At 30.4% G+C, this 14,110-nt stretch carries 13 protein-coding genes; 12 read left to right on the top strand and 1 reads right to left on the bottom strand.

The genetic code is table 11. The features are described 5' to 3' along the window. Window positions 1–9 precede the first annotated feature (9 nt). Genes cutC through eutM form a run of 10 tightly spaced genes read left to right on the top strand, consistent with a single transcriptional unit; the run spans window position 10 to window position 9,187 of the window. On the top strand, window positions 10–2,547 hold the full coding sequence (cutC, locus tag I6E31_00935) for a choline trimethylamine-lyase (protein ID MCF2638528.1): 2,538 nt from the start codon (window positions 10–12) through the stop codon (window positions 2,545–2,547). A gap of 18 nt (window positions 2,548–2,565) precedes the next feature. Next, a complete protein-coding gene (gene cutD, locus I6E31_00930) occupies window positions 2,566–3,516 on the top strand; it encodes a choline TMA-lyase-activating enzyme (protein MCF2638527.1) in 951 nt (316 codons plus the stop codon). A gap of 38 nt (window positions 3,517–3,554) precedes the next feature. Then, window positions 3,555–4,208 carry a hypothetical protein gene (locus I6E31_00925; protein ID MCF2638526.1) on the top strand — a complete coding sequence of 218 codons (654 nt, stop codon included), beginning with the start codon at window positions 3,555–3,557 and terminating at the stop codon, window positions 4,206–4,208. Beyond that, window positions 4,190–5,035 (top strand): ethanolamine utilization protein EutJ, encoded by an 846-nt coding sequence (eutJ, locus tag I6E31_00920; GenBank protein MCF2638525.1) that lies wholly within the window; start codon window positions 4,190–4,192, stop codon window positions 5,033–5,035. The genes I6E31_00925 and eutJ overlap by 19 nt, the downstream gene beginning before the upstream one ends. A 10-nt stretch (window positions 5,036–5,045) precedes the next feature. Next, on the top strand, window positions 5,046–5,315 hold the full coding sequence (locus I6E31_00915; protein MCF2638524.1) for a EutN/CcmL family microcompartment protein: 270 nt from the start codon (window positions 5,046–5,048) through the stop codon (window positions 5,313–5,315). 20 nt (window positions 5,316–5,335) lie between these two features. After that, entirely contained in the window at window positions 5,336–5,983 is a 648-nt protein-coding gene (locus I6E31_00910; GenBank protein ID MCF2638523.1) for a hypothetical protein, read from the top strand. Between the two features lie 3 nt (window positions 5,984–5,986). Continuing rightward, window positions 5,987–6,688 (top strand): BMC domain-containing protein, encoded by a 702-nt coding sequence (locus tag I6E31_00905; protein ID MCF2638522.1) that lies wholly within the window; start codon window positions 5,987–5,989, stop codon window positions 6,686–6,688. Further along, window positions 6,688–8,190, top strand: coding sequence for an acetaldehyde dehydrogenase (acetylating) (locus tag I6E31_00900; GenBank protein ID MCF2638521.1), 1,503 nt, complete (start codon window positions 6,688–6,690; stop codon window positions 8,188–8,190). The genes I6E31_00905 and I6E31_00900 overlap by 1 nt, the downstream gene beginning before the upstream one ends. A 3-nt stretch (window positions 8,191–8,193) precedes the next feature. Next, the gene (locus tag I6E31_00895) at window positions 8,194–8,838 is read left to right on the top strand and encodes a phosphate propanoyltransferase (protein ID MCF2638520.1); all 645 of its coding nucleotides are present in this window, start codon (window positions 8,194–8,196) and stop codon (window positions 8,836–8,838) included. A gap of 55 nt (window positions 8,839–8,893) precedes the next feature. Continuing rightward, window positions 8,894–9,187 carry an ethanolamine utilization microcompartment protein EutM gene (gene eutM, locus I6E31_00890; protein ID MCF2638519.1) on the top strand — a complete coding sequence of 98 codons (294 nt, stop codon included), beginning with the start codon at window positions 8,894–8,896 and terminating at the stop codon, window positions 9,185–9,187. A gap of 496 nt (window positions 9,188–9,683) precedes the next feature. Here eutM and I6E31_00885 read toward each other — a convergent pair whose 3' ends face one another. After that, a complete protein-coding gene (locus tag I6E31_00885) occupies window positions 9,684–10,877 on the bottom strand; it encodes a coenzyme F420-0:L-glutamate ligase (GenBank protein ID MCF2638518.1) in 1,194 nt (397 codons plus the stop codon). 454 nt (window positions 10,878–11,331) lie between these two features. Between I6E31_00885 and I6E31_00880 the strand changes: the two genes are divergently transcribed. Together I6E31_00880 and I6E31_00875 are read left to right on the top strand one after the other, a co-directional pair. Next, window positions 11,332–11,499: a hypothetical protein gene (locus I6E31_00880; protein ID MCF2638517.1), complete on the top strand. Its 168-nt coding sequence runs from the start codon at window positions 11,332–11,334 to the stop codon at window positions 11,497–11,499. Between the two features lie 84 nt (window positions 11,500–11,583). Beyond that, window positions 11,584–14,040 (top strand): AMP-binding protein, encoded by a 2,457-nt coding sequence (locus I6E31_00875; GenBank protein MCF2638516.1) that lies wholly within the window; start codon window positions 11,584–11,586, stop codon window positions 14,038–14,040. Window positions 14,041–14,110: the final 70 nt, after the last annotated feature.

The raw sequence follows: 14,110 nt of genomic DNA, 5'->3' as shown, positions 1-14,110 counted from the left end.
GAGGAAGAAATGGAAATTCGTGAATTTTTAAATAAATTTATGGAAGCTACAGAAAATATGTCTAATGAAGAACGTGAATCTTTATTAAAGATGTTTCAAGGAGTTTCTAATGAAATAAGAAAAGAAACTAATCACCATTGTTGTTCAGACCATTGTGAAACAGAAGTTCCAGAAGGAATAACTGAAAGATTAAAAAAATTAAGAGAAAATTATCTTAAACAAGTTCCATCAATAACAATACACAGAGCAAAAGTTATTACTAAAATAGCTCAAGAAAATCCAGGAATGCCAAAAGCTATTTTAAGAGGAAAAAGTTTCAAACATTGTTGTGAAACAGCTCCTCTAGTTATTCAAGATAATGAGTTAATCGTAGGATGCCCTAATGGAGCTCCTAGAGCAGGAGCATTTTCTCCAGATATTGCTTGGAGATGGATGGAAACTGAATTAGATACTATTGGAAAAAGACCTCAAGACCCATTCTATATTTCTGAAGAGGATAAAAAAGTTCTAAGAGAGCAAATTTTCCCATTCTGGAGAGGAAAATCAGTAGATGAGTATTGTGAAGATCAATATAGAGAAGCTGGAGTATGGGAATTATCAGGAGAATCTTTTGTTTCAGATTGTTCATATCATGCAGTTAATGGTGGAGGAGACTCAAACCCAGGATATGACGTAATCTTAATGAAAAAAGGAATGCTTGATATTAAAAGAGAAGCAGAAGAAAAATTAGAAACTTTATCATATGCTAATCCAGAAGATATTGATAAGATCTATTTCTATAAATCAATAATAGATACAGCTGAAGGGGTAATGATATATGCTAAACGTCTATCAGATTACGCTGCTGAATTAGCTGCAAAAGAAACAAATCCAAAAAGAAAAGCTGAACTATTAAAAATTTCTGAAGTTAACGCAAGAGTTCCAGCACATAAACCTACAACTTTCTGGGAAGCAATTCAAGCAGTTTGGACAATAGAATCACTTTTAGTAGTAGAAGAAAACCAAACAGGAATGTCAATTGGACGTGTTGACCAATATATGTATCCATTCTTTAAAGCTGATATTGAAAGTGGAAGAATGTCAAAATTTGAAGCATTTGAATTAGCAGGATGTATGCTTATAAAAATGTCTGAAGTTATGTGGATCACAAGTGAAGGAGGATCTAAATTCTTCGCAGGATATCAACCATTTGTAAATATGTGTGTAGGAGGAGTTACTAGATCAGGAGTAGATGCTACAAATGATTTAACATACTTATTAATGGATGCTGTAAGACATGTAAAAGTATATCAACCATCATTGGCATGTCGTATTCATAAAGGATCACCAAATGCTTACTTAAAGAAAATTGTTCAAGTAATTAAAGCAGGATTAGGATTCCCAGCTTGTCACTTTGATGATGTACATATCAAAATGATGCTAGCAAAAGGTGTATCTATAGAAGATGCAAGAGATTATTGCTTAATGGGATGTGTTGAACCTCAAAAAGCTGGAAGATTATATCAATGGACATCAACAGGATATACACAATGGCCTATTTGTATAGAACTTGTGTTAAATAATGGAGTACCTCTATGGTATGGAAAACAAGTTTGTCCAGATCTAGGAGATTTAGATCAATTTAAAACTTATGAAGAGTTTGATGCAGCAGTAAAAGAACAAATTAAATATATAACAAAATGGACAAGTATAGCAACTGTAATATCTCAAAGAGTTCACAGAGAAGTAGCACCAAAACCTTTAATGTCATTAATGTATGAAGGATGTATGGAAAAAGGTAGAGGAGTAGAAGCTGGTGGAGCTATGTATAACTTTGGACCAGGAGTTGTATGGAGTGGACTAGCAACTTATGTTGACTCAATGGCAGCAATTAAAAAATTAGTATTTGATGATAAAAAATATACTTTAAAAGAGATAAGAGATGCTCTTAAAGCTGACTTTGTAGGATATGAAAAAGTTAGAAAAGATTGTATAGAAGCTCCAAAATATGGAAATGATGATGACTATGCTGACTATATAGCAACTGATCTAATTAACTTTACAGAGATGGAACACAGAAAATATAAGACACTATACTCTGTGTTAAGTCATGGAACACTATCAATTTCTAACAATACTCCATTTGGACAATTAACAGGAGCTACAGCAAATGGACGTAAAGCATGGACACCATTATCAGATGGAATCAGTCCAAGCCAAGGTTCAGATACAAAAGGACCTACAGCTATAATTAAATCAGTATCAAAAATGTCTTGTGACAATATGAATATTGGAATGGTTCATAACTTCAAACTAATATCTGGACTACTAGAAACTCCAGAGGGAGAAAATGGAATAATCACATTGTTACGTACAGCATGTATGTTACAACTTGGAGAGATGCAATTTAACTACTTAGATAATAAAGTGTTAAAAGATGCTCAAATTAATCCAGAAGCTCATAGAGATCTAATAGTACGTGTTGCAGGATATAGTGCATATTTCGTTGAACTATGTAAAGATGTACAAGATGAGATTATTAGTAGAACTGTATTAACACATTTTTAAAAATATGGAGAAAATGATATGAATAAAGAGCAGAATAGTCTTATAGAAAGGAAAGCCACTATATTTAATATACAAAAATATAACATGTATGATGGACCGGGAGTAAGAACATTAGTTTTTTTCCAAGGGTGTCCATTGAGATGTAAATGGTGTGCAAATCCTGAAGGATTAATGAAAAAAAGTAGAGTGCTTTTTAAAAAGAATCTATGTCAAGACTGTGGTGCTTGTGTAAATGTTTGTCCTGTAGGAGTACATAAGATGAGTGCAGATGGCACTCATCTTATAGACAGGACTACAGATTGTATAGGTTGTAGAAAATGTGAAGAGGCTTGTTATAATTCAGCTATTAGTATAGTTGGGGAACAAAAAAGCATTTCAGAAATCTTAAAAATAGTAGAAGAGGATAGACCTTTTTACGAGACTTCAGGAGGGGGAGTTACTCTTGGAGGTGGAGAAGTTTTAATGCAACCAGAAGCAGCACTAAGTTTATTAATGGCATGTAAGAATGAAGGAATCAATACAGCTATTGAAACTTGTGGATATACCTCAAGCAGTGTTATAGAAAAAGTTGCTGAATTTGTAGATCTGTTTCTTTTTGACTTAAAACAGATAGATTCTGAAAAGCATTTTTATTGGACTGGAGTAAGAAATGAACAGATTATAAAAAATCTAAAGTATTTATTAGAGAATAAATATAATGTTCATATAAGACTTCCTTTATTAAAGGGAGTAAACGATAGCAAAGAAGATATAGAAAAATTAGTTGAGCTTTTGTTACCGTATAAAAATTATAAAAACTTAAAAGGTGTAGATTTATTACCTTATCATAAGATGGGAGTTAATAAATATAACCAGTTAGGAATGGAATATGCTATAAAAGAGGACCCAAGCTTGTCATCTGAAGATTTAGAAAGAATAGAAGGGTACATAAAAAATAGTGGTATGTCTGTAAAAGTTATAAGACATTAAAAATTTTTTAGGTAAAAGAGCATGGTAGGTGAAAAATAATGCTTAAATTTATTACCGAACAATATTTAAGAGAAATATATAAAAAAACGCCCTTTGAAATTTTTAAATTAGAAAAGGAGCAAAGATTAACTCCAGGAGGGCGACAATTTTTAGTAGATAAAAGAATAAAAGTAGAAAATAAAGAGGAAAAAGAAGAGATAAAAAAAGTTAAAGAGCCAAAGAAGGAACAAGTTAAATTTAATAAAAATATCAATATTATAAAAGTAGAAGAAAAAATTAACTTGAAAAAAAGCAAATATGTCTATAAAATCAAATCTTTTGAATCACAACTTTTTTCTTTAGTATCTGAGAATTTAGAAAAAAATATGCCTTTAGCTCAAAAACTTTTAGAAGTTGCTAGAAGCTTTAGAAGTTTAAATAAGAAAAATAGTTTAAAGGAAGAAAAAATAGAAAATATAATGTTGGAAGATGTAGAGATCCATGATATCTATATTCACAATAAAAATGCAGTGGGAATATTTAAGTTACACTCTATTTTATATGAAATGAGCTTTTTAGAAGAAGAGATTTTAGAGAGTGAAATTGATGATGATATGAAAATCTTTCTTCAAAATTTAAAATATGTGAAGAGCAAGATCTTTAATATAGTAGTTGAATTATTAGGAGGAGAACAGTGTCAGAAAAACAAATAGATTATAGATACTGTGATGAATTAGTAGAGGAGTTTGAAAAAGTTATAAAGAAACCAATATTAAGAAAATCATCAGTATATTATACAGGAGTTGATTTAGGAACTGCTTGTGTTGTTTTAGCTGTTCTAGATGAAAATTATAAACCTGTAGCAGGAGCATATAAATATGCAGATGTTGTCAAAGATGGAATGGTAGTTGATTACATCGGTGCAATAAAATTAGTTAGAGAGATGAAAGAGGAGTTAGAGAAAAAACTTCAAACAGAATTAATTTATGCAGCAGTAGCCCTTCCACCAGGAACAGATAGTTTAGATGGAGGAGCTGTAAAGAATGTTGTTCAAGCTGCAGGATTTGAACTTACAAATATTTTAGATGAGCCAACAGCTGCTAATGAAGTTTTAAAATTACAAAATGGTGCAGTAGTTGATATAGGTGGAGGAACTACAGGAACTTCTATAATAAAAAATGGAGAAGTGATAGCAGTTGCAGATGAAGCTACTGGAGGAACACATTTTTCATTAGTAATTTCTGGAATGTATAGAAAGAATTTTGAAGAAGCAGATAAATATAAGAGAGATCCTAAGAATCATAAGGAGTTATTACCAGTATTAAAACCTGTTATAGAGAAAGTTGCATCAATTATAGCGGATCATATAGATGGTTATGATGTTGATAGTATCTCTTTAGTTGGGGGAACAGCCTGTTTAACAGGGATAGAAGAAATAATAGAAAAATATACAAAAGTCCATACATATAAGCCTAAAAACCCTATGTTTGTAACACCATTGGGAATAGCATTAAGTTGTACTTCTAATATTTTAGATTAAGGGAGGAAAAATGATACTTGCAAAGGTAATTTCAAATGTTTGGGCTACAAGAAAAGCTGAAAAATTAAATGGTTTAAAATTCTTATTAGTTGAAGAACTAACTGGAGATGAATCAAGAACAGGAAAAAGAATAATAGCTGCAGATATTATAGGTGCTGGAATAGGAGATAGAGTTATTATTTCAATAGGATCATCAGCGAGAGAGATGTTTAATGATGAAAGAATTCCAGCAGATGCTGTGGTAGTTGGAATAATAGATGCAGATTGTATTCTTGATTAATAGTGAAAGGGTGTGAAAAGATGAAAGAGTTAATATGTGCCAGCCAAATTGAAGAGATCTTGGAAAAAGGCGAGAAAAAAGTTTATATAACTTCTAAAACTATTTTAACACCTTCAGCTAAAGATATTATAGCAAATAATAACATGGAAATAGTTTTAAAAGAAAAATTTGCTGACACTAAAAGAGAATTTAAAGATATAGATATGGAGAAGGTTATAGATTTTTTTAAACTATTAGCTAAAGAAGAGACATATCGTGATTTAATAATGAGCTTATTGACTAAGAAAAATTTTGATCAAGAAAAAGATTTGTCAGGTTTTACTCTTATAAAAGGGAAAAATATGACTTTTAACCATATAAAAGATGAAAATGTAAATATTTCATATCAAGAAGTTTTACAAGATAAAGAGAAAAGAGCAACTATTTTAGAGATAGAAAACTCTAATTTTTTAAAGAAGATAGCCTCAGAAGAGATTCTTTATATCACTGATGGAAAAGTTTCCTTTGAAATAGATAAAAGAACTTATGAAGGAAAAGAGGGAGATATTATTTATATTCCTTCAACAGTAAAAGCTATTAATTTTCATATAGAAGAGAGAGCTAAGTTTTTTTCCATCTCTGAAAAAATTTCATGGACTAGAGAAAATTTGATTTTGGAGGGGAAATAGTAGATGCAGGCAATAGGAATGATTGAAACAAAAGGATTGTTAGCTGCTATTGAAAGTGCAGATTCTATGACAAAATCAGCAAATGTTCAAATTTTAGAAAAAGTTTATGTTGGTGGAGGACTAGTTACAATAATAGTAAATGGAGATGTAGGAGCAGTTAGAGCAGCTGTAGATGCAGGTGTTGCAGCAGTAAAAACTTTAGGTGAGGAGTTCTTAATTTCTGAACATATTATCCCGAGACCACATGAGGATTTAAAAGCTATAATGGAATTTGGACAAAAAAAAGAAGAGATAAAAGAAAATATAACTGATGAAAATATAACTGATGTAGAAGTTAAAGAACAGGTCTTAGAAAAAGAGATAGTTGTTGAAAAAATTGAAGAAACAGAAAGTGAAGATGAAATATTTAGTGATAGTTTAGAAGCTGATTCTCAAGTAGAAAATCTGGAAATTGTTGAAGAGGAAAAGATAGAAATAGCAATCGAAGAAAAAAAGTTTACTAGAAAAGATATTGAGGAATATTTAAGGGAGAATAAAAAAGAGGAAATAATTTCTAAATTAAATATATTAAAAATTTCAGAACTAAGAAAATTGCTGAAAGAATATCAAGAACTAAATTTAAGTAACAGAACAATTTCAAAACTTAATAAGGAAAATTTAATAAATAGAATACTAGAGTTTTATAATTTAAGAGGTGAAGAATAATGGAATTTGATAAGGATTTGGAATCAATTCAAAGAGCAAGAGACCTTGCAAGAAGAGGAAAAATTGCAGCAGCAAAAATGGCTGAATATACTCAAGAACAAGTTGAATGTATTTTAAAAAATATGGTAAGAGTTGCTGAAGAAAATAGATTTTATTTAGCAAAAATGGCAGTTGAAGAAACAGGTTTTGGAAAGGTTCAAGATAAAGAATTTAAAAATCATATGGCATCTACAATGGTTTATGAAGCTATAAAAGATATGAAAACAGTAGATATCATAGAAGAGGATGAAGAGAAAAAAACATTAACAGTTGCAGAACCTATGGGACTTGTTCTAGGAATAGTACCTTCAACAAACCCAACATCTACAGCTATTTATAAATCTATAATAGCTCTAAAATCAAGAAATGCTATTTTATTTTCACCACATCCATCAGCTCAAAAATGTACTAGAGAAGCTGCAAGATTAATGAAAGAAGCAGCTATAGCAGCAGGAGCTCCAGAAGATATTATCAACTGTGTAGAAATTTGTACTATGGAAGCAACAAATGAATTAATGAAAGCTCCAGAAGTTGCTATGATAATTGCAACTGGAGGGCCAGGAATGGTAAAAGCTGCTTATAGTTCTGGAAAACCAGCATTAGGAGTAGGTGCAGGAAACTCTCCAGCTTATATTGAAAGAACAGCAAATGTTCAAAAAGCAGTAGAAAGAATTATTGCAAGTAAAACTTTTGATAATGGTACTATATGTGCTTCAGAACAATCAATAGTTTGTGAAAAATGTAATGAAAATGAAGTAATCAGTGAGTTAAGAAAGCAAGGAGCATACTTTATGAGCGAAGATGAAACAGCTAAAGTATGTAAGCTATTATTTAAACAAGGACATGCAATGAATGCAAAATTTGTAGGAAGAGCAGCTGAATATATTGCAAAAGAAGCTGGAATTTGTGTGCCAGAAGGAACAAAAGTTTTAGTTGGAAGACAAAATGGAGTAGGACCTGGATATCCATTATCATATGAAAAGCTTACAACTGTATTAGGATTCTATGTAGTTAATGATTGGCATGAAGCATGTGAATTAAGTATAGAACTACTTCAAAATGGAATTGGACATACAATGAGTATTCATACAGAGGATAAAAATGTAGTTAGAAAATTTGCTAAAAAACCAGCATCAAGAATTTTAGTAAATGCAGGAGGTTCTCAAGGAGGAACAGGAGCAACTACAGGATTGATGCCAGCGTTTACATTAGGTTGTGGAACATGGGGAGGAAGTTCTGTTTCAGAAAACGTAACTCCACTTCATCTTTTAAACTTAAAAAGAGTGGCTTATGGTTTAATTGAAAGTAATGAATTAAAACTAAATAATAGTATGAGTCATAACGTTGAAGTTAAAAATCAATGTAAAGAAAGATTTGAAAATATTGAGGAGACTATTAATAGCTTAGGTAAAGAAGAGTTATTAGGATTAATAGATCAAATAGTTGCTTCAATGAAGGGGTAAGAAATGGAAACACCAAATTTAGAAAAGTTATTAGAAGAGATTTTTAGATTGATAGAAGAAAGAAAGAAACAGGATAAAACAATTCCTGTTGGAATTTCAAACAGACATATACACTTGTCAAAAGAACATGTTGAAGCTTTATTTGGAAAAGATTATTCTTTTGAGAAAATAAAAGATTTATCACAAGTAGGACAATTTGCTTGTAAAGAAACAGTTACTATTTGTGGACCTAAAGGTTGTATAGAAAAAGTAAGAGTTTTAGGACCAGAAAGAAAATATACTCAAGTAGAAGTATCAGCAGGAGACTGTATAAAATTAGGAGTAAAGTCAGTAGTAAGACTTTCAGGAGATATAACAGGGACTCCAGGAATAACTGTTGTAGGACCTAAAGGAAGCATATATTTATCTGAGGGAGTTATGGTTTCTCAAAGACATATTCACATGACTCCAGAAGATGCAACAAAATTCGGTGTAAAAGATGGAGACAAAGTAGCAATAAAAGTTACTGGAGAAAGAGGAGGAATTTTAGAAAATACAATAGTAAGAGTAACAACTACCTCAGCTTTAGAGTGCCATTTAGATGTTGAAGAAGCAAATGCTTTTGGTTTAAATTCAAAAAGTAGAATTACAATTTTAGAAGAAAAATAAAAAAACATAATTATAAATAAATAATAAAAATAAAAGTAAAAAACAGGAGGATAAAATTATGAAATATGATGCATTAGGTATGATCGAAACAAAAGGATTAATAGGATCAATTGAGGCAGCAGACGCTATGGTAAAGGCAGCTAACGTATATCTAGTAGGAAAAGAATACATTGGTGGAGGACTAGTTACAGTAATGGTTAGAGGAGACGTTGGAGCAGTTAAAGCAGCTACAGATGCAGGAGCAGCAGCAGCTCAACGTGTTGGAGAATTAATATCTGTACATGTAATTCCTAGACCTCATTCAGAAGTAGAAGGAATTCTTCCAACAACTACAAGAGAAGAAAAATAACTTATATAAAAATTTATATCCTATAATTAAAAAAAAGTAGCTACTTAGCTATAAATTAAACTTTAAGACTTGAGCTCAAAAAAATGGGCTTGGGTCTTTTTTTATTTTATATAAAAAAGACGTAACTACTCAGCTATGTGATTACAAAAAATAAAAAATCAGCTAAAAATTGAGGGTGTGAACTTATTTCTGTAAATTAGTACTTTCTATGATAAAATTTATTTATTTAAAAGTTTAATAATAATTACTAATTAATTGTAACTACTCAGCTATTAAGGCTCTTTGTCAAATAGTGTTGGTAGAAAAAACAAATAGATAATTAATATAATCTCAAAATTTAGGGAATAGAAGTCAAATAGAATACAGGAAATTTAAAGAAAAAAATGTTGATAATTAAATAGAGTACTTGACAGGAAGCAGATTGCAATAACTAATAATAAAAAAACTACATCCTTCATCTCAGTTACCTAAGATGTTGGATGTAGTATAAAAAATATTAGTCATCTATATAGTTATCAAAATATCCTTGAATTAAAATAATAGGTGTTCCTTTATCTCCACTTCCAGAAGTTAAGTCACAAAGTGATCCAATAAGGTCAGTAAGTCTTCTAGGAGTAGTTCCTTGAGTTATCATTTGTCCTTTAAGATCAGCATCTTTGTTTTTAATAGCATTAGCAACAGCTTTATTTAATTCTTCTCCTGTTAGTCCTGCAAGATCGTTGTCAGCAAGATATTTTAATTTAATTTCGTTTGGTGTTCCTTCAAGTCCAGCAGTATATCCTGGTGATACAACTGGGTCAGCAAGTTCCCAAATTTTTCCAACTGGATCTTTAAATGCTCCATCTCCATAAACCATTACTTCAATATGTTTTCCTGTTTTATCAAGGAACATTTTTTGGATAGTAGCAACAGTATCCATACAATCACGAGGGAAAAGTTTGATACTATCTTCAGTTGCTTTATTTGAACCTAATAGTCCGTAATCAGCATTGTATCCACTTCCATTATTAGAAGAAGTTAAAATTTCATCCATTCCGAATACAATTTTAGCTCCAGCTTTTCTAAGAAGTTTTCTAGTTCTGAAACGAGTATGAATATCACAGTTAAGTACACAGTCAGTATAGTTTAAGATTGCTGTTGGGTTATTAGCAAAAATTACTTCTACTTCTGCTCCTTGTTCTTTAATAAGTTCAGAGTAATATTCAATATAGTTTACTCCTGTAAATTCATGAAGAGGTTTTCCAAATTTTTCAGTAAATTCAGCTTCAGTAAGAATATCACTCCAAGGGTTTACACCTTTCTCATCTAAAAGCTCCATATCAATAAAATGGTTTCCAACTTCATCAGAAGGATAGCTGAACATTAAAACTATTTTTTTAGCTCCTTTTGCTATTCCTTTTAAACATACTGAAAATCTGTTACGACTTAAAATAGGGAATATTACACCTATTGTGTTATCTCCATATTTTGCTTTTACATCAGCTGCAATGTCATCTATTGAAGCATAGTTTCCTTGTGCTCTTGCAACAATTGACTCAGTCATTGCTACGATATCTCTGTCTCTTAAAGTGATTCCATCACTTTCAACAGCAGCTAAAACAGCATCTACAACAAAATCTTCAATTTTATCTCCTTGATGAATAATAGGAGCACGAAGCCCTCTTGAAACAGTTCCAATTAATCTTCCCATCTCATTCTCCTTTAAAACTTATAAATTTTCAACAATATATTATAATACAAAAATTAAAATATGTAAACCCTATTTTTGAAATAAAATATTTTATCACTTCAAGTATATGAAAATAATTTTTTATTTCATAGGTAATATATTATTTCTTCCCCTGTTTAAATTTTTTTGAGTATAAATTTAGAATAAATGTATCTCTTTTCTACTATTATACTTTATTTTTCTTTTAGTATCAATAGTTTAAAGAGATAGAGTTCAAAATTCTCAAAAAAAATGGTAAAATAAAACTATACTATTTTAATAAAGAATAAAGGAGGTAGAGATGATAGAGATTAAAGAAAAAGTAATAAAATATGTGAAGAAAAACAATTTTATTGGAATTGTTTTGAAAAAAGAGATTCAAAGCTTTGGGTGAGCTGGCTGTCGTGATGTAATTCAGGGTGAATTCATAAAAGATATGCAAGAATTAAAAGATAAAAATTTTGAGTATAAAATTATTGAAGTTGATGGAATAAAAGTGTTTATTCCTGAATACTTAAAAGGGATTAAAGAGATAAGAATATCATCATTATTTAGTGTATTTTCTAAATTAATGATTTTAAATGTAGAAATAGATAGCTTGTAATCTCTCCAATAAAAAACATTTGTAATTTTATGTAGTAAATGGTAGAATATAGTAAAAACATTTGTAATTTTTAGGGGGAATATTTTGAAGTTTGTAAAAGATTATAATAAAACTGCAATAATTTATGATGGGAAAGAAATTAGTTATAAAGAGGCTATTGTAAAATCTAAGATCTTTTCTCAAGAGTTTCCTATTGAGAATGAAGATAAGGTTATAATATTTATGGAAAATAGACCAGAGCTTCTTTACTCTTTTTTAGGAACATGGGACAAATCAGGAACTTGTGTTTGTTTAGATGCTTCACTTAGTGGAGAGGAGTTAGTTTACTATATAAATGATTCTGACTCAAAATATATCTATACATCTCAAGGAAATCTTCCAAAAGTGCAAAAAGCTCTTGAAATTTCAGGAAAAACTTTAGGGATAGCTGTTGTTGATGAAATAGCAGATAAAGAGTTTGATGGTGAGCTTGTAATTAATGCTCCAGCTCCTGAAAATGTGGCTCTTATGCTTTATACTTCAGGTACTACTGGAAATCCTAAAGGTGTAATGCTGAAATTTGATAATATTTTAATAAATGTTGAAGGGCTTGATAAATACAATATGTTTGTTCAAGAAGATATTGTTTTAGCACTTCTTCCTATGCACCATATCTTTCCATTATTGGGATCAGGAGTTATTCCTTTAGCTAAGGGAGCAACTATTGTATTTTTAAAAGAGATGTCATCTCAAGCTATGGTAGATGCCTTCCAAAAATATAAGGTAACTATGATGATAGGTGTTCCAAGACTTTGGGAGATGCTACATCAAAAAATTATGGAAAAAATAAATGCTAGTAAAGTAACAAAAGGTATATTTAAACTAGCTGAAAAAATTAATAATATAAGTTTTAGTAGAAAGATATTTAAAAAAGTTCATGATAATTTTGGTGGAAATTTAAGATTTTTTGTATCTGGAGGTTCTAAATTAGATCCTAAAATTGCTAGAGATTTTCTTACTTTAGGTATAAAAATTTGTGAAGGTTATGGAATGACTGAAACTGCTCCTATGATCTCTTTTACTCCGTTAAATGAAATTATGCCAGGATCAGCAGGTAAGATTTTACCAGGAATTGAAGTTAAAATAGCTGATGATGGAGAGATTATAGCTAGAGGTAGAAATGTAATGAAGGGATATTACAAAAGACCTGAGGCTACTGCTGAAACTATTGATAGAGATGGATGGATACACACAGGGGATCTTGGAGAGATTAAAAATGACTACCTATATGTTACAGGTAGAAAAAAAGAGATGATAGTTTTATCTAATGGTAAAAATATCAACCCTATTGAGATAGAACAATGGATAATGGGAAAAACAAACTTGATTCAAGAGATTGTTGTAGCTGAAATTGATTCAGTTTTAACAGCTGTTATCTATCCTAACTTCCAAAAGATCTCTGAGGAAAAAGTTACTAATATTAAGGAAACTTTAAAATGGGGAGTTATTGACTCATATAATGGAAAAGCTCCTAACTACAAAAAAATTCTTGATATTAGAATTGTTCAAGAGGAGATGCCAAAAACTAAGATAGGTAAAATTAGAAGATTTATGATACCTGAGATGTTAAAAGGTAAGGATAATGAAAATATTGTAATTGAAGAGCCAAAATTTGAAGAGTATACAATGTTAAAAGATTATCTTGTAAAAGTTAAGAAAAAACCTGTAACTCCTTTTGCACATATTGAGCTAGACTTAGGAACGGACTCACTAGATATGGTTGAACTTTTAACATATTTAGAAAGCACATTTGGAATTAAAGCATCTGAAGAGCTTATAATCGAAAACTCCACAGTTGAAAAATTAGCTGAATATATTAAGGAGAATAGAGGAGAAAATGTAATTGAAGAGGTAAACTGGAAAGAGTATCTAAATAAAGATATTGATGTTGAGCTTCCAAAATCTAATATTGTTACAAAGATAGGTAAAGCTATTTTATGGATAGTTTTCAAATTGTATATTAGAGTTAAAAAAGAGGGAGCAGAGAATATTACAACTGACCCTGTTATCTATGCAGGAAATCATCAAAGTTTCTTAGATGCTTTCTTGTTTAACCATGTTGTCCCTACAAATGTGTTAAACAATGTTTATTATCTAGCTAAGGTAAAACATTTCTCAAAAGGGTATATGAAAACTCTTGGAGAGAATTCAAATGTAATATTAGTTGATATTAATAAAAATTTAGGAGAGGTTCTTCAAACTCTAGCTATGGTATTGAGAAGTGGAAAAAGTGTAGCTATATTCCCTGAAGGAGCTAGAACTAGAGATGGTAAGATGTTAGAATTTAAAAAAGCTTTTGCTATACTGGCTAAAGAGTTAAATATACCTATTGTTCCTTTCGGAATTAAAGGAGCTTTTGAGGCATTCCCTTCAAACTCTAAATTCCCTAAATCATCTAATGTAGAGATTAGATTCTTTGAAAGAATTGAACCAAAGGACATGAGTTATGAGGAGATTGTTGAAAAAACAAGAGATTGTATATTTAATTGGGTAGAGAGATAAATAAAAAAGAGTTGTTAAATCATTTTCGATTTTTCAACTCTTTTTCTATTTCTAATCCCTTTTTCCCTTA

The organism is Fusobacterium varium, assembly GCA_021531615.1.
GTDB lineage: Bacteria > Fusobacteriota > Fusobacteriia > Fusobacteriales > Fusobacteriaceae > Fusobacterium_A > Fusobacterium_A varium_C.
This window is presented reverse-complemented; position numbering and strand designations above follow the sequence as displayed.

Bases quoted from the DNA above. Each gene is read 5' to 3' on its own strand.
- cutC (MCF2638528.1), top strand. From the start codon at position 10: ATGGAAATTCGTGAATTTTTAAATAAATTTATGGAAGCTACAGAAAAT.
- cutD (MCF2638527.1), top strand. From the start codon at position 2,566: ATGAATAAAGAGCAGAATAGTCTTATAGAAAGGAAAGCCACTATATTT.
- I6E31_00925 (MCF2638526.1), top strand. From the start codon at position 3,555: ATGCTTAAATTTATTACCGAACAATATTTAAGAGAAATATATAAAAAA.
- I6E31_00915 (MCF2638524.1), top strand. From the start codon at position 5,046: ATGATACTTGCAAAGGTAATTTCAAATGTTTGGGCTACAAGAAAAGCT.
- I6E31_00910 (MCF2638523.1), top strand. From the start codon at position 5,336: ATGAAAGAGTTAATATGTGCCAGCCAAATTGAAGAGATCTTGGAAAAA.
- I6E31_00905 (MCF2638522.1), top strand. From the start codon at position 5,987: ATGCAGGCAATAGGAATGATTGAAACAAAAGGATTGTTAGCTGCTATT.
- I6E31_00900 (MCF2638521.1), top strand. From the start codon at position 6,688: ATGGAATTTGATAAGGATTTGGAATCAATTCAAAGAGCAAGAGACCTT.
- I6E31_00895 (MCF2638520.1), top strand. From the start codon at position 8,194: ATGGAAACACCAAATTTAGAAAAGTTATTAGAAGAGATTTTTAGATTG.
- I6E31_00885 (MCF2638518.1), bottom strand. From the start codon at position 10,877: ATGGGAAGATTAATTGGAACTGTTTCAAGAGGGCTTCGTGCTCCTATT.
- I6E31_00880 (MCF2638517.1), top strand. From the start codon at position 11,332: ATGCAAGAATTAAAAGATAAAAATTTTGAGTATAAAATTATTGAAGTT.